Origin of the sequence: Agrobacterium radiobacter (assembly GCF_040801995.1) — a bacterium.
Classification (GTDB): Bacteria; Pseudomonadota; Alphaproteobacteria; order Rhizobiales; family Rhizobiaceae; genus Agrobacterium; species Agrobacterium radiobacter.
Genome location: NZ_JBEGHX010000001.1, coordinates 666,287 through 684,023 on the forward strand (window position 1 = coordinate 666,287; position 17,737 = coordinate 684,023).

Genomic DNA, 17,737 nt, shown 5'->3' on the forward strand with positions numbered 1-17,737 from the left:
ACATGGCAGGACAGGAACATCATTACGCCGTTCAGGTGAAATGGACGGGCAATCGCGGCAAGGGGACGTCCGGCTACCGCGACTATGAACGCGACTATACGATTTCCACCTCGGGAAAAGCCGATATCGCCGGCTCCTCCGACCCTGCCTTCCGCGGCGATGCCTCCCGTTGGAACCCGGAAGACCTGCTCGTCGCCTCACTCTCGGCCTGCCACAAGCTCTGGTACCTGCATTTCTGCTCCGTCAACGGCATCATCGTCGAAGACTATGTCGACAATGCCGAAGGCACGCTGTTGATGGAAAAGGACGGCGCCGGACAATTCAGCGAGGTGGTGCTGAAGCCGGTGATCACCATTTCGAAGGGGGATCCCACGAGAGCCGACGAATTGCACCATGACGCGCATGAGAAATGTTTTATCGCCAGATCGGTGAATTTCCCCGTGCGTGTGGAGGGGACGGTGAAGGTGGTTTAAAGGCACACGTCGCCTTCATTCAGTCTGTGTGGGCAGACTGTTAAAGCATCCCTCACACTCGACGTCATCCTCGGGCTTGACCCGAGGATCCATTGCCGCGTGTGATGGTGGATCCTCGGGTCAAGCCCGAGGATGACGACGGAGAGGTTTCCAGGCCTTCGTCACTGCCCGCTAGACGTCGTCCTTGCCCGAGCCATCTCGGATTTCATCAAGATTGCCTTCCCAGCCAATCCCCCGCAGTTCCTCAAGCGCACGTCTCTGCCAGTGTACCCGGACAAATTCTCTCAGAGCCCGTCCAACCGTCGCCTCGACGGTGGACAATCCGGTGATTTCCATGGCCTCGGCCATCAAGTCGTCATCAAGGTCGATAGTCACACGCATCGCACGGCCTCAAGGTGTATGAACAGACATCACCACCTTGAGGGCGAAGATGTGCGATCTTACTGAAACGCCGTCTCGTAAAAGCTTCGAAGCTTGCGCGAATGCAGCGTTTCCGTCGGCATCGCCGCAAGCTTCTGCACGGCACGGATGCCGATCTGCAGATGCTGGGCGACCTGGGTGCGGTAAAACTCTGTCGCCATGCCCGGTAGTTTCAATTCCCCATGCAGCGGCTTGTCGGAGACGCAGAGCAGGGTGCCGTAGGGCACGCGGAAGCGGAAGCCGTTGGCCGCGATGGTGGCCGATTCCATGTCGAGCGCGATGGCACGCGATTGCGACAGGCGCTTGACGGGGCCGGCCTGATCGCGAAGCTCCCAGTTGCGGTTGTCGATCGTGGCGACGGTGCCGGTGCGCATGATGCGTTTCAGCTCGAAGCCCTCGTAACCCGTGACTTCGGCGACCGCACCTTCCAGCGCCAGCTGCACTTCGGCAAGCGCGGGGATCGGCACCCAGACCGGCAGGTCGTCGTCAAGCACATGGTCCTCGCGCACATAGGCATGCGCCAGAACATAATCGCCAAGCCGCTGGCTGTTGCGCAGGCCGGCGCAATGGCCGACCATCAGCCAGGCATGCGGGCGCAGCACGGCGATATGGTCAGTGATCGTCTTGGCATTGGAGGGACCGACGCCGATATTGACGAGCGTGATGCCGGCATGGCCCTTCTTCTTCAGGTGATAGGCAGGCATCTGCGGCAGGCGGCCGAGAACGGCGTCCGTTTCCGGCTTGTCGGAGCCGGCAGGGGTGATGATGTTGCCCGGCTCTACGAAGGCCGTGTAGCCTTCGCCGCCATTCTTCATCATCTGCCGCGCCCATGCGGCGAATTCATCGATATAGAACTGGTAGTTGGTGAACAGCACGAAGTTCTGGAAGTGGCTGGCGCTGGTTGCCGTATAATGGCTGAGGCGGGCCAGCGAATAATCGATGCGCTGTGCGGTAAAGGGTGCGAGCGGCGCGGGTTCGCCGGGCACCTGATCATATTCGCCATTGGCGATGAGATCGTCGGTATTGTTGAGATCGGGCGTATCGAAAAGATCGCGCAATGGCACGTCGGAGAGCGAGGATGCCGCCGCCGCTTCGACATAAGCGCCTTCGCCGAAGGCGAAATGCAGCGGAATGGGCGTGGCCGATTCAGCAACCGTCACCGGAACGCCGTGGTTCTTCATCAGAAGCCCCAGCTGCTCTTTCAGGTAATGGCGGAAAAGCTCCGGCCGGGTGATCGTCGTCGTATAGACGCCGGGGGCGGTGACATGGCCGTAGGAGAGACGCGAATCGACATGGCCGAAGGTGGCGGTCTCCAGGCTGACCTGCGGGTAGCAGGCGCGGTAACGGCCGGTGATCGGCGCGCCCTTGGCAAGGTCGGTGAAGGAGTTGATGAGGAACGCCGTATTGCGTTCGTAGAGCGCGGTCAAAGCCGCCACAGCTTCTTTCGGGTCCGTGAATGTCTGCGGCGCGAAAGGCTCGGGGCTGATGAAGGTGAAGGGCGGAATCGTTCGTTTTGCTATTGTCATGGCCCATTATAAGAGGCCAAATTCGACAGGCAAGCGACAGAAATACGAAGAAACTGAAAAGAAACGGAAAAAGCGGCTGGAGCAATATTGGGGCGGCGGAAACTCAGCCGAGCGCGCCGCGCTGAAGGCTCATCAGGAGCACGAAACCGGCGCCCTTGGAGGCGGGGCGGGGATCGGCCTTGTAAACCGCAAGTCCGGCCACCGGACCAAGAAAGATCGAGGCCATCAGCACCAGTCTCAGTGCGGAAAACAGGCCGTTGGAAAAACTAGTCGTCATCGGCCGGTCCTCAAAGTACGACGGGGCAATTGGCGGCGGGCGACGGGCTGTGCTGGCAGGCAATTGCCGCACCTGCATTCACCCGCTGGAAACTGCGGTTCGGATTAACGACGAGCGAGGCGAAGGACATGGCGAAGATCGCCATGAGAAACGCGAAGATTGCCAGTCGGCTGATCAGCTTTGCCATGTCCATTCCCCTTTATTGGAGTTGATGGACAGAGTTTTGCCACACTCGGACTGAACGGACCCTGAGACCCCGGTTCATATGGTGTTCAGGGATGTTAACGGGTGGTGACATGGTGGATTGGCGTCGCAATGGCGCTGGGCATCTCGCACCACCCGCTTTTCGATCAGGACAGAGGGGCCTCCGCGCGTGCCGCAAGATCGGTCAGCAGGGTCTCGAATGCCTGAGGCTGGGTCACATCGACAACCGGTACATGGTGTTCCTGCGCGGATGCCAGCATGTCGGTGTTTTCCCGCAACGAACGCTCGATGAAAGCGTCCATGATCCGCCGCCTGTCGGCCGTTGCGTCTTCATATTGCGCGTGAGAGCGCATTCTATCGAGAAGAAAATCATTGCCGGCATGGAGAAAGACACCGGCGACGGTGCTGCCGAGCAGGGGCGATATCAATTCCGGCCGCAGGGCCGCGCCCTCGAAGATTGTGGGAATGTTGGTGCCCGACCTGCTGTCGATCATCGTGCGGATCAATGGCCAGATATTCTGATGATGTATCTTCAGAAACCAGTGGATCGTTTCCGCCGAGAGCTGTGAGTAATATTCCTCCACCGGAGTCGGAATGCCCGGCCATGGCCTTCCCGGATGGCGGGCGAGACTGTCGGTCGATATTGCCTCGCAGCGCAGTCTTTCGCTCAGCAGGCCGGCAAGGGTGCTTTTGCCGACATGGGAGGTGCCCGCGATCAGGATTGTCGAAAGGGTGGGGCGCATGCGTTGCTCTCGTAGGGATATACGGCTTCCATGCGGCGTCTGTCCGCAATTTCGGGCGCGATCCTTGGGCAGCGCACCGCGCCGTCAGGCGCGGGACCGCAGGCGGGAGGACAGAAAGCCCACCCGCCGCCTTGTCGATTACAGCCGTGTCCAGGTCTGTGATTTGCACAGAACCTTCAGCACGCAGCCCTTCATGCTCAGCGAGTTGCCGGAAACGGTGCCGGAGCCGCTATAGGTCTTGTCATTGGCGGGATCGGTGATTTCGCCGGAATAGCTGTTTCCCTTGCCGGCAAGCTTGCCGATCTGTTTTCCGGCGTGTTTGCCGGTCTTCAGCGTTACGCAGAAGGCGCCGCCGCAGGGGCCGATCACGGCGGTTTCGCCGCTGGCCGTCTTCCAATTGCCTTCGATCGCCTCGCCGGCAAAGGCAAGGTTGCCGCTCAGCATGAGGGCGGCGGCAATCGTCATCATACGCTTCATAAAATTCCTCCCGAAATTCGCGCAGGCTTTCCTGGGCCGGACAGGCCCGAAGAGGCGATGCGCAGATCAAACCCATTTGGCATGCGAATGCACCATTTCTGGCCCAAAGCCGCCCTGCGGCGCAACGATTGCTCCTCACACCGCAATATCCTTTGCCCGTTTCATCCTCATGACGGGCAGCGCGGATAGTATTTGACGTTCACGTAAAAGGAAACAGAAATTTGTGGCCGCGGCGCGGCATTTGCAGCAGCGGGAGGAGCGAAAAAGGGAGAATTCGAAAACCGCTGTTTTGATCGTGGTGAAGGAAGGGTTTAAATCCATTTCTAAAGTTTTCGTAAAATTCGCCGCAAAGTCCTTAATTTCCGCGGCTCGTGATATTTAACAAAAACCCAATTTTACCAATCGTTTGCAGTTTGTTTGCGGCCCATTAATCATGCCTTTTAAGCGACCGTTGAAAGCCCCGTGGCATAGTGAACTCATCAAAAGCGCAGGGAAAACCTGCCGGACGAAAGGACAAAAAAGCCGCAAAAGACGGCGGGTCCGGACGGTAGCCTCGACAAGAAGGCGAATGGTGAAACAGGTAGAAAGACAGGGATTAAAACAATGGCACGCTTTGACATCAGCGATATCGAAATGGCTGCCGGTGGCGAAACCCGCGCCGACACTCTTTGCAATCTCGGCCTGGTCTATGCGACCGGCCGGGGCTGCAAGGTGGATCTGATCGCAGCGCATAAATGGCTCAACATCGCCGCGATCCGCGGATCGGAAAGAGCCGCTTCACTGCGCGCTGATCTCGCCCGCAACATGACGAAATCGGAACTCGCCGAAGCGCTGCGCGCCGCCCGCGACTGGATGACGATGCACTGATTTACCCAAGCCATTATTGAGATTTCCGGTCCGGTTCCCTCCAGTCCCGACGACCGGTCAAAACGAAAGTAAACCCGAAGGGGAACGCGGCGAGGGCTTTGAAAAGGGCTTTTGCGCTGACACATCAAACCGCGACCGGCAGGAACAAGGCCGGCGCGGTTTTCTTATGTCTGGTGAGCTCTCGTTGCCGGAAAATGATTCCTGGGCAGGGGTTTGCGGGAGGATGTTGAATCGATGCGCGCAAGTGCGGACTTTCCAACCCTCATTCCTGTGACGAGCACAGGAATGAGGGTTGGTTGGGAACTTACCCGATCGCCTTGAGAACCTTCGGCAGCGCCTGTTCGAAAAGATCAAGCTTGTCATCCGGCCCCACGCTCACGCGGATGCAGCGGTTGAGCGGCGCAACACCCGGCATGCGGATGAACACACCATGCTCCATCAACCCATCGACGATGGCGCGGGCGTAAGCACCATCGCGGTGGCAATCGATGGTGACGAAATTGGTGGCGGAGGGGAGCGGTGAAAGGCCGTTCTCGCGGGCGATTGCCGAAATCCGCTCGCGGGTCGCGGAGATTTTGCCAACGACTTCATGCAGATAGGCCTGATCCTTCAGCGCCGCCAAGGCACCGGCGACCGAAATGCGCGCCATGCCGAAATGGTTGCGGATCTTGTCGAAGGCTTCGACATTGCCGAGCGTGCCGATGGCGTAACCCACGCGCGCGCCGGCGAGTCCATAGGCTTTCGAGAAGGTGCGCATGCGCAGGATGTTCGGCTGGCCGATCAGCGCATCGATGGCCGGAACGGCGCTCGCGGGCGCGGTCTCGCAATAGGCTTCGTCCAGAATGAGCAGGCAGGTTTCCGGCAATGCGCGGGCAAAGGCAACCACCTCGCTCGCTTCCCACCAGCTTCCCATCGGATTATCAGGATTGGCGAAATAGACCAGCGGCGCATTTTCCCTGTTAACGAGGTCGAGAAGACCGTCGAGGTCTTCGTGATCGTCGACATAGGGCGTGGTGACGAGTCTCCCGCCAAAACCATTTACATGGTAATTGAAAGTGGGATAGCCGCCAAACGAGGTGACGACGGGCGTGCCCGGCTCGACGATCAGCCTGGCGATCTCGCCCAGCAAGCCATCAACCCCGCTGCCGATGGCAATATTGCCGCGTGCAACGCCGTGGTGAATGGCAAGCGCTTCCTTCAACTCGAAATTTTCCGGATCGCTATACATCCAGGTTTCCGCTGCCGCATCGCGCATGGCCAGCAGCACGGAAGGGGCGGGGCCGAAGCCGCTTTCGTTTGCGCCGATTCGCGCCTCCACCTTCAAACCGCGGTTCCGCTCGATGGCCTCGGGGCCGACGAAGGGAACGGTGGAGGGAAGCGAGACGGCAAGTGGTGTAAGGCGTGAAAAAGCGGACATTGGCTGAAAGTTCCGGTACCTGTGTTTAAAACCCGGCTCACAATAGGTGCAAAAAAACCGGACGCAAGGCGCGGCCGGTTGCGGCATGGCTGTTTTGGAACAGAATTTTTCGTCGCGAAGAAGGGATGGAAAAACCATCGGCCTGTCGTGACAAGGTCAGACGCTGGTCTCGAAGCTCAGGCGCCGCACATGGTGCAGGAATTCCGCATCGATCAGCATGTTGAAGCCGATCGTGGCCTTTTCTTCCTCGCGGCGGATCAGCGTGCAGCCGATCTCGTCGCGGATGCCCAGAATTTCCAGATAGAAATTGGCCGGCATTTCCAGATCGGGGCTGACATCCAGCTCGGCGCCGTAGAGGGAAATGGTCCGCACCAGGCAGCGCATGGTGTCCTTGGCGCTGAGATGATGCCCGATGAAGGTGATCTTGCCGGGCCGGTCGATCTGAAATTTCTCGTACATCTCGTCCTGTGGGACGTTCTGACTGATATCCATATGTAAAGCCATGACAACCTCCCGGATTGCCTCTTTCGTGCCGATTTTAACGCCGCTTCCTTGCCAGGGCATGAAGGAAATGCGCGCAATTATCTCTAGTCTGTGTCGATCTCGACCAATCTTCCCTTGGGGAAGCCGATGTTTCCACTATGGAAATGCGTTCGGTCCCATCAGGTTGCAGTCGTGCCGCAGCCTGTGCTGATAATGCGTCATGCTTGCACCGGGCTGGCGTTGCTGCGCGGTTGACTGGGGCCGTACTTGGCGTTACGCCTGATCCGGTAATATGGCTTCGCGAGGGTCGGCAGGATCGGCGCTTCGTGGTTGTTCTGGGAGTGAACTGTGACGGGAAGGCTGGTAATCGTCGGGGCGGGGCAGGCCGCTTTCGCGCTGGCGTCGAAGCTTCGGGCGCTGAAGGACGAGCGCCCCATCACCATCATCGGTTCCGAGGATGCCTATCCTTACCAGCGTCCGCCGCTATCCAAAAAATACCTTCTCGGTGAGATGAGTTTCGACCGGCTGATGTTCCGCCCGGAGGAATGGTACGCCGAAAACAATGTCGATATTCGGCTTTCCACCTGGGTGGAGGAGATAGACCGCGCTGAAAAAACCGTGCGCATGCAGGATGGCAGCACGCTTTCTTATGACAGGCTGGTCCTGGCAACCGGGGCCGCACCTCGCCTGCTGCCCGCCAGCATCGGCGGTGATCTCGAAGGCGTCCTGACGGTTCGCGACAAGCGCGACGCCAACCGGCTGATGGAGGAGATGAAGCCCGGCCGCAGGCTGCTGGTGATCGGCGGCGGTTATATCGGCCTTGAAGCGGCCGCCGTCGCCCGCAAGCTCGGCCTCGAGGTGACCTTGATCGAGATGGCCGACCGCATTCTGCAGCGCGTGGCGGCGAAAGAAACCGCCGATATCATGCGCGGCATCCATCAGGCCCATGGCGTTTCCATCCGCGAAAAGACCGGCCTCGTGCGCCTTGTCGGCATGGAAGGCCGGGTGGCCGCTGCCGAACTCTCCGACGGCTCGATGCTGGATGTCGATTTCGTCATCGTCGGCATCGGCGTGACGCCGAATGACCGCCTTGCCCGCGAATCGGGCCTCGATGTCGGCAATGGCATCGTGGTGGACGACCATACCCGCACATCCGACAGCGCCATTCATGCGGTGGGCGATTGCGCGCTGCTGCCGTGGCGAGGCCAGCATGTGCGTCTCGAATCGGTACAGAATGCGGTCGATCAGGCGGAGGCGACCGCTGCCGTGCTCACCGGGGCTGAAACCGCCTATGATCCGAAACCGTGGTTCTGGTCGGATCAATATGACGCCAAGCTACAGATTGCCGGCTTCAACCTGGGTTACGACGAGACGGTGCTCCGGCCCGGTGCGCGCGAAGGCAGCTGGTCCGTCTGGTATTTCCGCGATGGACGATTCGTCGCCGTCGATGCCGTCAATGACGCCAAGGCCTATGTTGCCGGCAAGAAACTGCTCGATACCGGCGCGGAGCCGGATCGCGCCATCCTGGCGGACTTCTCCGCCGATCTGAAATTACTGCTTTCCTGAGGATATCATGCCTGCTCCCGAAAACCGTTTCAAAACCGCCATCCATGCCGGCAAGCCGCAGATCGGCCTCTGGCTCGATATGGGCGAGGCCATCACGGCGGAAATCGCCGGTACGGCGGGGTTCGACTGGCTGGTGATCGACGGCGAGCATGGGCCGAACGATCTGCGCAGCATCATCGACCAGCTGCGTGCCCTCGCCACGTCGTCCGCGGAACCCGTGGTGCGCGTGCCGGTCGGCGAAAGCTGGATGATCAAGCAGCTTCTGGATGCGGGTGCGCGCACGCTTCTTGTGCCGATGGTTGATTCCGCTGCCCAGGCCACGGATCTGGTCAGCGCCATGCATTATCCGCCGCGCGGTATTCGCGGCATGGGCGCGGCCGTTGCCCGTGCTTCCGCTTTCAACACGATAACCGACTATGCCGACAGCGCCTCCGATAGCGTCTGCCTGCTGGTGCAGGCCGAAACGCGCGCGGCGATCAACGATCTCGATAATATTCTCGCGGTGGAGGGCGTGGACGGCGTCTTCATCGGCCCGGCGGATCTGGCCGCGGATATGGGTTATCTTGGCCGCATAGACGAGCCGGAAGTGCAGGCGGTGATTGAGGCGGCCATCGTCAAGATCGTCAAGGCGGGCAAGGCTGCCGGCATTCTCACCTTTAATGAAACCTATAATCGCCGTTATCTCGAACTCGGCGCGTCCTTCGTCGCCGTCGGGGCGGATGTCACGGAATTCGCCAACACCCTGCGTGCGCTGTCGGCCCGTTACAAGGGCGGAGCAGCGCCTGCGCCATCGCGGTCGGGATATTAATTCAGTCGTCGTTGCTGGCGTTCAGCTTTTCCGGCGGAATGCCTTCTTCGCCGGAGGCGAGATAACCGCTATTGATAAGGGCGGCGCGAATGATGCGCTGGATGGCCTCATCCCTGTCTATGCCGTGATCCCTCGCAAAATCCGACAAAGCCGTTTCAAGATCGTCGCTGAACCGCATATCCGCCCCCATTCATTACATTTCAAACCCATACGAAAAGGCAAGGCAGGGTTGACCCGCCTTGCCTGAATTTTAATTCCATGCAGCGATTAGCGCCAGCGATAAAGGCTGCTGTTCGACGAGTTCTGCTGTGTGCTTGTGCCGACGGCATAACCGATGGCAAAACCGAGTGCGCCAACGATCGTCAGCAGGGAGGTTGCCGTGCCGGGATTTTCCTTGACAGCTTCCACGACATTCTGGCCCTGGGCGCGTACATTATGCGCGGCCTTGCGGACGCGTCCGCGCGCCTCATCCAGAAATTCGGATGCATCCTCGCTCACCCCTTCCGCGCGGGCGGATACGGATTTGGAGAGGGATGCGATCTGCGAACGCAACTCCGCAATCTGGTTTTCGATCGTGTCTTCGACAACATTCAGTTTGGTCTGAGCCATTAGAACACCTCTTTTGTTACCGAAGGCAGAACGTACGGTCGGTCAAGAAGTTCCCGAATTGCCCGCAAAGTTTCGCGGGGACGATGTTCAGCCAACAGGTTTTTGTGCTTCTTGGCGAAAAAGCCTTGCAATCATTTTTTTTACGCAATAATCAGGCCGCACCGGAGAGGTGGCCGAGTGGTCGAAGGCGCTCCCCTGCTAAGGGAGTATACGTCAAAAGCGTATCGTGGGTTCGAATCCCATCCTCTCCGCCACTTCGGCACAGACCGGAAACTTCAGCCCTACATATCCCTCAGCTCCAAATCATAGCCGACCCGCGCTTCGTGCTTCGGTGCGCGACAGCCATGTCGACCTCGCACCATGAAGCCGCAGACGTCCGCGCTCTTCAGGTTTCGATTATGGAAGAAACGAGCGAATCAAGAGACTTGGCGGTGTCGACTTCAATTATCGTGCCGGCAGTATCGTAACCAAGGCTGAGCAAGTGCGTCGAATCGTTGCGCGAGGAATCGGTGGCAGACGGCATGGTTTTCTATCCTTTCTCCATGAGCGCCGTGGCGGCATGTCAGGTTAAGGGGTATGAGGAAGCAAAAATTTCCATTATCCTTGCCCAGCAAGGCAAGGCTTCGCCGAAAAGGCCGGTAGTTTAGAAAGACCTTGTTAACCTCGCTAACTAACGGATTTTCAAGCAATTTCTTAACGCATGGTAAAGCTGTCTCCCGGCCGGGTGCGCACTGTGTGTTGTTTCCGCAACAAACCGAAATGAAGCATATACGTAAATGCTATTTATCGGATGTTGGCGATTGCAAGCGGCGAAACCTTTTGTATTTTCACCACCAGAAGCGAGGCGGTGGATCGTTTGGCTTCTAAGAACACGGGAATGGGGCAGGGAATGCTGTCCTTCAGCGAAAGTACCCAGACCCACTTAAAAACTTTGACTGGAGGTCAACCATGAACATCAAGAGCCTTCTCATCGGCTCCGCTGCGGCTCTCGCAGCAGTATCCGGCGCTCACGCTGCCGACGCTATCGTCGCTGCTGAGCCTGAGCCCCTGGAATACGTTCGCGTTTGCGACGCTTTCGGCACCGGCTTCTTCTACATTCCCGGCACCGAAACCTGCCTGAAGTTCGGCGGTTACGTTCGTTTCCAGACCAACATTGGCCGTGACGCCAAGGGTACGTCTGACTGGAACTCATTCACGCGCGCTCAGTTCGAAGTTGACACCCGCACCGACACCGAACTCGGTGCTCTGCGTGGCTTCATCGGCTTCCGTGGCAATGCCGACAACGGTTCTGCTTCTGGTTCCAGCGTTTTCGTTGATCAGGCTTTCATCGAACTCGGCGGCCTGAAGGTCGGTAAGTTCTACAGCTGGTGGGACGATAGCCTTTCTGGCGAAACGGACGAGCTGTCTTCCAACGCTCTGTTCAACTCCATTCGTTATACCTACGATGCTGGCTCGTTCTGGGCAGGCGTTTCGGTTGACGAACTCGAAGGCATCTCTGTTGGTCCGTTTAACGAAACCGACAACAACGTTGGTGTTGCTCTCGGCGTTGGCGCCAAGCTCGGCGCTGCTTCCTTCCAGCTCATCGGTGGCTACGACACCGACCGCGAAAACGGCTCTGTACGCCTGATCGCAACGGCTGACGTTGGTCCGGGCACGCTTGGCCTGGCTGGTGTTTGGGCTTCCGGCGCAAACGCTTACTACAACGTCTCCGAGTGGGCAGTTGCTGCGGAATACGCCATCAAGGCAACCGACAAGCTGACGATCACCCCCGGCGTTCAGTACTACGGCAACTACGGCCTGGTTTCCTGGGATGACTTCTCGAACGATGACGGCTGGACAGCTGGTCTGACGCTCGACTACAAGATCACGCAGGGCCTCTCCACGAAGATCGCTGTTAACTACGTTGACATCGACAACCGTGACGACCAGGTTAAGGGTTTCGTTCGCCTTCAGCGTTCGTTCTAATCTGATCTGACATTGTCAGTGATGGAAAGCCCGGCTCTCGAGCCGGGCTTTTTTCGTTTCTGCAATGTCTTTCCGGAAAGAGGTGTGGGGATCATCGCCACACCAGTGGCCGGGTGCCGATTGGCTTTGATGTTTCGACCCGGCGTCGCAGCGGATGACTGGCCTTTGACGGCAATTGCGGCTGTTGATTCGTTCGGGATCCTCTGCCTCCGGAAATGTATGAAGGTGAGACAACGAGTCGATTCTGAGCGCTGCCTGTGAATTCTGGAGAGCCGCAAATCGCTTTTTGGACAATCTCACATGGCCTGATTGCGTCGGTATTTTGGTTATGCAACGGATTTGACTCATGAGAAAGATTTGCCATTTTCCGCAAGTGCTTGAAATAAATTAAAAATTAACGATTCGTTAAGAAGTGGGCCAGGGTCGGTTAGAATTGTAGCTATTTCGCAACAATGAAAAACTAAGGACACCTTACTGTCTTCCTTTCGTCATGATTGCGATTGCCTGTCCGCCAGGTTTTGGCTCTAATCAGCACCATAAGCGGCACGCATTCGTTAGTGCTTTCCCACCCGCTGCTTAGAAAATTGGCGTTTGACTGGAGGTCAACCATGAACATCAAGAGCCTTCTCATCGGCTCCGCTGCGGCTTTCGCAGCAGTATCCGGCGCACAGGCCGCTGACGCTATCGTCGCTGCCGAGCCTGAGCCCCTTGAATACGTTCGCGTTTGCGACGCTTTCGGCACCGGCTTCTTCTACATCCCCGGCACCGAAACCTGCCTGAAGTTCGGCGGTTACATCCGTTTCCAGACCAACTTTGGCCGCGATGCCAAGGGTACGTCTGACTGGAACTCGTTCACGCGCGCCCAGTTTGAAGTTGACACCCGCACCGACACCGAACTCGGTGCTCTGCGTGGTTTCATCGGCTTCCGTGGCAATGCCGACAACGGCACTGCTTCTGGTTCCAGCGTTTTCGTTGACCAGGCCTTCATTGAACTCGGCGGCCTGAAGGTCGGTAAGTTCTACAGCTGGTGGGACGACGATCTGAATGGCGAAACCGACATTCTGTCCACGAACACCCTGTTCAACTCGATCAAGTACACCTACGACGCTGGTTCTTTCCAGGCTGCTCTCTCGGTTGACGAGCTTGAAGGTTCGTACGGCCAGTTCCAGTACGGCGCTGACAACAACGTCGGTATCGGCGGCATGATCGGCGGCAAGTTCGGCGCTGTTACGGCTAACCTGATCGCCAGCTACGACTTCGACGCAGAAAACGTTGCTATCCGCGGCATGCTGTTCGCAGATATCGGTCCGGGCACCTTCGGTCTTGCTGGTGTATGGGCTTCTGGCGACAACGCTTACTACGCAAAGTCTGAATGGGCTGTTGCCGTTGAGTACGCGATCAAGGCAACCGATCGCCTGACGCTTACCCCCGGCTTCGAATACCTCGGTACGCTGGACGTCAACCCTGCTGACGGCGACTTCGTTGGCGACCGTGACGCTTGGACTGCTGGTCTGACGGTTGACTACAAGATCACCGAAGGTCTGGCCACCAAGATCACCGCCAACTACTACGACGAAGATGGTCGTGACGACGAAGTCACCGGCTTCGTTCGCCTTCAGCGCACGTTCTAATCTGATCTGACATTGTCAGTGATGGAAACCCCGGCAGAAATGCCGGGGTTTTTCGTTTGATGGCTTCCGGCGCTGAGAGGCGTTACTCAAACACGGAAAACAAAAAAGCACCGGGCGAACCGATGCTTGAATGTTTTAGAACGATCAGCGATTGGCGGAAGAATGCTGCCTTATCCCGCACGCCCATGGCGCAGATCATCGACAATATCGGCCTGTTGCCCCAGCCGTGTCTTGTAGACCTGATAATTCTCCATCACCCGCTGCACGTAATTGCGCGTCTCGGGGAAGGGGATGCGTTCGATCCAGTCGACCACCTCGTCGATCGGCTTGCCGCGCGGGTCGCCATATCGGGAGATCCATTCCGGCACGCGTTTCGGTCCGGCATTATAGGCGATGAAGGTGAGGATGTAGGAGCCGCCGAAGCTGTCGATCTGCTCGCCGAGATAATGCGCGCCGAGCGTGGCGTTGTAGCCCGCATCGCTGGTCAGCATTGCCTGCGTGTAGGGCAGGCCGTGGCGGCCGGCCACGCCCTTGGCGGTTCCGGGCAGTAGTTGCAGCAGGCCGCGGGCATTGGCGGCGGAGACGGCGGCGGGATTGAAAGCGCTTTCCTGCCGGGCAATCGCATAGGCGAGCGCCTTGCCGGAGCCGGCAATATTGGCGCTGGCGGGAATGACGCCGAGCGGATAGGCGAGCGCTGCCGCATCGATGCCGCGGCTGAAGGCCGTCTTGCCGATCTGCAGCGAGACCTGGTGATTGCCGTTGCCCTCAGCCCTTGCCGCCAGAATGGCAAGCTCGCCGGGACTGTCGAGCTGTTCCGCAAGCGACCGATAAAGGCTGTCGGCACGCCAGCCGTAACCGGCCGCCTCCAGCCGGTCGATGGCGCGTACGGCTTCTCGGCCGGCGAAACGTTCGCGGTCGCTGCTGCTGGGGCTCGGATAGGTGACGTTTAATGTTTTTGCGCCGATTCGCGCGGCGGCGAGCTGGCCGTAAAACGTGCCGGGGTGAGCGGCTGCCTTGGTGAAGAAGTCGCGGGCGTCGCCCGGTCCACCGGCTTCCGCCGCCCGACCTAGCCAATAATAGGCGCGCGACGCCGAAAGCGGCCGGTTCGAGGTCTGAAGCAGCGTGTTGAAGTGACGCGAAGCCGTCGCCGGGTCGCGCAGCGCCCTCAGCGCGTACCAGCCGGCATGGAATTCCGCATCGGCGGTATCGACCGCCGAGGTGGCAGAATGATTGGCGACAATGCGATAGGCCTCGGCGAAATCACCGAGATCGGCGACGCCGCGGGCGATGATACGGCGCTCGTTCCACCATTCGCCGGCATTAACGAGCTTGGCCGCTTCCTTCGGCGCCTGTCGCAGAAGGGCTGCTGCTTCGGGGTATTTCTGCTGGTTGCGCAGGTTTTCCACCCGCGCGAAGAGATAAGCAGGGTCGCTACGCCAGGAGGCGTCGACCTTGCCGAGGAGCGCGGTTGCGGTTGCGGAGCGCTGCAGCACGGCCGCCCAGGCGTTGTAAAGCGACTGCGCCTTGCCGAGATCACCAAAACGCTTCGCCTGGCTGATGCGGCTGCGATACATCAGATAGTCCATGCGCGCCTTATGGTCGGCGGGCGTCAGATAGGCGGGAAACTCGGCAAGCACACGGTCTTCCATGTCCTTGTCCATGCCTTCGCTGACCCAGAGCTGGCGAATGAGACTCTGCGATTCCGCACCCTTGCCGGAGGAGGCGAGCGCCTTGGCGAACACCACGGCGCCTTCGGCGGTTTCTGGACGGCTATTGCCGAAGGCGGCAAGCACCTGGGGTGCGGGCGGATCTTCGCGGTAAAGCGCTTTTTCGGAATTGGCGCGCAGCGTCGCCGCACCCGGCCAGCCGGAGAGCTCGCGCTGGGCAGCGGCAATTTCGGCGGAAGCGACGTCCTTCTGGCCGGAAACGGCAATAGCCCAGGTGAGGATATGGCGGTCAAGGCTGCCGGTCGGCATGGTGTTGCGCAGCGCAATCGCGCGGGCCGCATCACGGCTCGAAAGCGCGTCGAGACCTGCCTTCAACTGGCTTGTGTCATCGGGGCGGTTGAGGCGCGGTATGGCGCCGGTGATCTCGGGCGAGGCCGGCATGAAGGCCGGAACAGCAGGTGCATTCGGCTTGACATAGGGAAGCGGCGCCGCACCTTCCGGCAGCGGCCCGGCCAGTGCGTTCCAAACGGTTGCGGCAAGGCCCGCCGCCATCAATCCCCAGACTGTCTTTTTCATGCCGCTCTTCATCGTGTAACGGATTTGTCGACTTTCTTGTAATATCGTTTCATTGCAGCGGGATTGCCGAAAACGGTCTGATGTCCCGCACCGGAATCTTGGGATTTCAGCCTTAATGAAATCTTAATAACCGCCTCGCAATTCAATCAACTTTTATTCACCGGCCCGCGAGCGACGTCTCTTTTCGGCACCGGCCTTTTGTGCTTGCCGATCACGGTCCGGAGACTGTCACACTTCCGACAATTTCGGACAAAATACGCTGCCTTTGCGCTTGTCGGCGCCAAGGGCTGGCTCTAATGTGTGCCGGTTTTAACCATCGAATGCGGCCGAAGCATGAACCGGCTCGGCGCCAGGAGCTTTGCATGTTCAAGGGATCAATTCCCGCCCTCATTACCCCGTTCACGGACAATGGCGCCGTGGACGAACAGGCGTTTGCCGCCCATGTGGAATGGCAGATCGCCGAAGGCAGCAACGGACTTGTGCCCGTGGGCACGACGGGGGAATCTCCAACCCTCTCCCACGACGAGCACAAACGTGTCGTCGAGCTGTGCATCGAGGTAGCGGCGAAACGGGTTCCGGTCATTGCGGGCGCTGGCTCCAACAATACCGATGAGGCGATCGAGCTTGCGCTGCACGCGCAGGAAGCCGGTGCGGATGCGCTGCTGGTGGTGACGCCTTATTACAACAAGCCGACCCAGAAGGGCCTGTTCGCCCATTTTTCTGCCGTGGCAGAAGCGGTGAAGCTGCCGATCGTCATCTACAATATCCCGCCGCGCTCGGTGGTGGATATGTCGCCGGAAACCATGGGCGCCTTGGTCAAGGCGCATAAGAACATCGTCGGTGTGAAGGATGCGACGGGCAAGATCGATCGTGTTTCCGAACAGCGTATTTCCTGCGGCAAGGATTTTATCCAGCTTTCGGGTGAGGATGGTACGGCGCTCGGTTTCAACGCCCATGGCGGCGTCGGCTGCATTTCTGTCTCCGCCAATGTCGCGCCGCGCCTCTGTTCGGAATTCCAGGCGGCGATGCTCGCCGGTGATTACGCCAAGGCGCTGGAATATCAGGATCGCCTGATGCCGCTGCACAAGGCCATCTTCATGGAGCCCGGCGTCTGCGGCACCAAATATGCGCTGTCGAAGACCCGCGGCGGCAATCGCCGGGTCCGTTCGCCCTTGATGAGCACGCTGGAACCGGCAACGGAAGCGGCCATCGATGCGGCGCTGAAGCATGCCGGCCTGATGAACTGAGACACGCCTGAAAACCTAAAAGGCGCGCCATGGACCGCTTCGAAACAGAAGCCGTTCGGCGCGCCTTTTCTTTTTGCGACGACAACATTAAATAGAGGTTCGAAAACCGCTCTCGGCGGTAAGCCGAAGGCGCAATAAGAAAAACAAGGGATTGAAATATCATGGCCCCCAAAGGCAGCCAGCGCGTGGTGAACAAGATCGTTGCGGAAAACCGCAAGGCCCGTTTCAACTACGAAATCATCGATACCTATGAAGCAGGGCTCGTGCTGACCGGCACCGAGGTCAAGTCGCTGCGCGAAGGCAAGGCGAATATCGCCGAATCCTACGCGTCGGACGAGGGCGATGAAATCTGGCTCATCAATTCCCACCTGCCGGAATATCTGCAGGCCAACCGCTTCAACCACGAGCCGCGCCGCCGTCGCAAGCTGCTTTTGAGCAAGCGCGAGATCAACCGCCTGCGCGCCGGTATCAACCGCGAAGGCATGACGCTGGTACCCTTGAAGGTCTATTTCAACGAAAAAGGCCGCGCGAAGCTGGAACTGGCGCTCGCCAAGGGCAAGAAGCTGCACGACAAGCGCGAGACCGAGAAGGAACGCGACTGGAACCGGCAGAAGTCGCGCTTGCTGAAGGGTGGCAACGCCTGAGCGGCAATAAATTTTGCCGGGCAGGGGCTTGCTGCCTTTCACCGCTTGTTCCTCCGTCATGCCGGACTTGATCCGGCATCCAGTCACGGCGCGTCTGCGCCGTGGAAAGAGTTCTTTCAGCCCAAGGACTTGGACTG

At 59.0% G+C, this 17,737-nt stretch carries 20 protein-coding genes and 1 tRNA gene; 9 read left to right on the forward strand and 12 right to left on the reverse strand.

Annotation, left to right across the window (positions count from 1 at the left end; translation table 11 throughout):
• Positions 1-2 precede the first annotated feature (2 nt).
• Positions 3-473, forward strand: a complete 471-nt coding sequence (locus MRBLRC7O_RS03295; protein WP_003509984.1) for an OsmC family protein — start codon at positions 3-5, stop codon at positions 471-473.
• 171 nt (positions 474-644) lie between these two features.
• Here the strand turns inward: MRBLRC7O_RS03295 and MRBLRC7O_RS03300 are convergent, their stop codons facing one another.
• From MRBLRC7O_RS03300 to MRBLRC7O_RS03325, 6 genes are all read right to left on the reverse strand, one after another.
• A complete protein-coding gene (locus tag MRBLRC7O_RS03300) occupies positions 645-854 on the reverse strand; it encodes a type II toxin-antitoxin system VapB family antitoxin (protein ID WP_003509983.1) in 210 nt (69 codons plus the stop codon).
• A gap of 59 nt (positions 855-913) precedes the next feature.
• Positions 914-2,419 (reverse strand): AMP nucleosidase, encoded by a 1,506-nt coding sequence (gene amn, locus MRBLRC7O_RS03305; protein WP_003509981.1) that lies wholly within the window; start codon positions 2,417-2,419, stop codon positions 914-916.
• 103 nt (positions 2,420-2,522) lie between these two features.
• A complete protein-coding gene (locus MRBLRC7O_RS03310) occupies positions 2,523-2,696 on the reverse strand; it encodes a hypothetical protein (RefSeq protein ID WP_003509979.1) in 174 nt (57 codons plus the stop codon).
• A 10-nt stretch (positions 2,697-2,706) separates the two neighbouring features.
• Positions 2,707-2,889 carry a hypothetical protein gene (locus MRBLRC7O_RS03315; protein WP_020809511.1) on the reverse strand — a complete coding sequence of 61 codons (183 nt, stop codon included), beginning with the start codon at positions 2,887-2,889 and terminating at the stop codon, positions 2,707-2,709.
• A gap of 157 nt (positions 2,890-3,046) precedes the next feature.
• The gene (locus MRBLRC7O_RS03320) at positions 3,047-3,643 is read right to left on the reverse strand and encodes a P-loop NTPase family protein (protein ID WP_003509977.1); all 597 of its coding nucleotides are present in this window, start codon (positions 3,641-3,643) and stop codon (positions 3,047-3,049) included.
• Between the two features lie 138 nt (positions 3,644-3,781).
• Entirely contained in the window at positions 3,782-4,120 is a 339-nt protein-coding gene (locus MRBLRC7O_RS03325; protein ID WP_003509976.1) for a DUF2147 domain-containing protein, read from the reverse strand.
• A gap of 603 nt (positions 4,121-4,723) precedes the next feature.
• Here MRBLRC7O_RS03325 and MRBLRC7O_RS03330 point away from each other — a divergent pair.
• A complete protein-coding gene (locus tag MRBLRC7O_RS03330; RefSeq protein WP_003509974.1) occupies positions 4,724-4,987 on the forward strand; it encodes an SEL1-like repeat protein in 264 nt (87 codons plus the stop codon).
• A 304-nt stretch (positions 4,988-5,291) separates the two neighbouring features.
• Here the strand turns inward: MRBLRC7O_RS03330 and MRBLRC7O_RS03335 are convergent, their stop codons facing one another.
• Positions 5,292-6,404 carry a pyridoxal phosphate-dependent aminotransferase gene (locus tag MRBLRC7O_RS03335; RefSeq protein ID WP_003509973.1) on the reverse strand — a complete coding sequence of 371 codons (1,113 nt, stop codon included), beginning with the start codon at positions 6,402-6,404 and terminating at the stop codon, positions 5,292-5,294.
• 156 nt (positions 6,405-6,560) lie between these two features.
• Positions 6,561-6,908, reverse strand: coding sequence for a hypothetical protein (locus MRBLRC7O_RS03340; RefSeq protein ID WP_020809747.1), 348 nt, complete (start codon positions 6,906-6,908; stop codon positions 6,561-6,563).
• 327 nt (positions 6,909-7,235) lie between these two features.
• Between MRBLRC7O_RS03340 and MRBLRC7O_RS03345 the strand changes: the two genes are divergently transcribed.
• Positions 7,236-8,453 (forward strand): NAD(P)/FAD-dependent oxidoreductase, encoded by a 1,218-nt coding sequence (locus MRBLRC7O_RS03345; protein WP_065694919.1) that lies wholly within the window; start codon positions 7,236-7,238, stop codon positions 8,451-8,453.
• Between the two features lie 7 nt (positions 8,454-8,460).
• Positions 8,461-9,261, forward strand: a complete 801-nt coding sequence (locus MRBLRC7O_RS03350) for an aldolase/citrate lyase family protein (RefSeq protein WP_003509969.1) — start codon at positions 8,461-8,463, stop codon at positions 9,259-9,261.
• A gap of 1 nt (position 9,262) precedes the next feature.
• Here MRBLRC7O_RS03350 and MRBLRC7O_RS03355 read toward each other — a convergent pair whose 3' ends face one another.
• Positions 9,263-9,439, reverse strand: a complete 177-nt coding sequence (locus tag MRBLRC7O_RS03355) for a hypothetical protein (protein ID WP_162993007.1) — start codon at positions 9,437-9,439, stop codon at positions 9,263-9,265.
• An 89-nt stretch (positions 9,440-9,528) separates the two neighbouring features.
• A complete protein-coding gene (locus tag MRBLRC7O_RS03360) occupies positions 9,529-9,870 on the reverse strand; it encodes a hypothetical protein (RefSeq protein ID WP_003509967.1) in 342 nt (113 codons plus the stop codon).
• Positions 9,871-10,033: 163 nt separating this feature from the next.
• Between MRBLRC7O_RS03360 and MRBLRC7O_RS03365 the strand changes: the two genes are divergently transcribed.
• Positions 10,034-10,124 (forward strand) — tRNA-Ser (locus tag MRBLRC7O_RS03365).
• 131 nt (positions 10,125-10,255) lie between these two features.
• Here the strand turns inward: MRBLRC7O_RS03365 and MRBLRC7O_RS03370 are convergent.
• The gene (locus MRBLRC7O_RS03370) at positions 10,256-10,393 is read right to left on the reverse strand and encodes a hypothetical protein (protein WP_162690761.1); all 138 of its coding nucleotides are present in this window, start codon (positions 10,391-10,393) and stop codon (positions 10,256-10,258) included.
• Positions 10,394-10,818: 425 nt separating this feature from the next.
• On the opposite strand from MRBLRC7O_RS03370, the gene MRBLRC7O_RS03375 reads away from it, so the two are divergent.
• Both MRBLRC7O_RS03375 and MRBLRC7O_RS03380 read left to right on the forward strand, forming a co-directional pair.
• On the forward strand, positions 10,819-11,835 hold the full coding sequence (locus MRBLRC7O_RS03375) for a porin (RefSeq protein WP_080866034.1): 1,017 nt from the start codon (positions 10,819-10,821) through the stop codon (positions 11,833-11,835).
• 608 nt (positions 11,836-12,443) lie between these two features.
• Positions 12,444-13,466 carry a porin gene (locus tag MRBLRC7O_RS03380; RefSeq protein ID WP_080866035.1) on the forward strand — a complete coding sequence of 341 codons (1,023 nt, stop codon included), beginning with the start codon at positions 12,444-12,446 and terminating at the stop codon, positions 13,464-13,466.
• A gap of 170 nt (positions 13,467-13,636) precedes the next feature.
• Here the strand turns inward: MRBLRC7O_RS03380 and MRBLRC7O_RS03385 are convergent, their stop codons facing one another.
• Positions 13,637-15,709, reverse strand: a complete 2,073-nt coding sequence (locus tag MRBLRC7O_RS03385; RefSeq protein WP_162690762.1) for a lytic transglycosylase domain-containing protein — start codon at positions 15,707-15,709, stop codon at positions 13,637-13,639.
• Between the two features lie 362 nt (positions 15,710-16,071).
• On the opposite strand from MRBLRC7O_RS03385, the gene dapA reads away from it, so the two are divergent.
• Positions 16,072-16,956, forward strand: a complete 885-nt coding sequence (gene dapA, locus MRBLRC7O_RS03390; protein WP_003509960.1) for a 4-hydroxy-tetrahydrodipicolinate synthase — start codon at positions 16,072-16,074, stop codon at positions 16,954-16,956.
• A gap of 161 nt (positions 16,957-17,117) precedes the next feature.
• The gene (gene smpB, locus MRBLRC7O_RS03395) at positions 17,118-17,600 is read left to right on the forward strand and encodes an SsrA-binding protein SmpB (RefSeq protein ID WP_003509959.1); all 483 of its coding nucleotides are present in this window, start codon (positions 17,118-17,120) and stop codon (positions 17,598-17,600) included.
• Positions 17,601-17,737 lie beyond the last annotated feature (137 nt).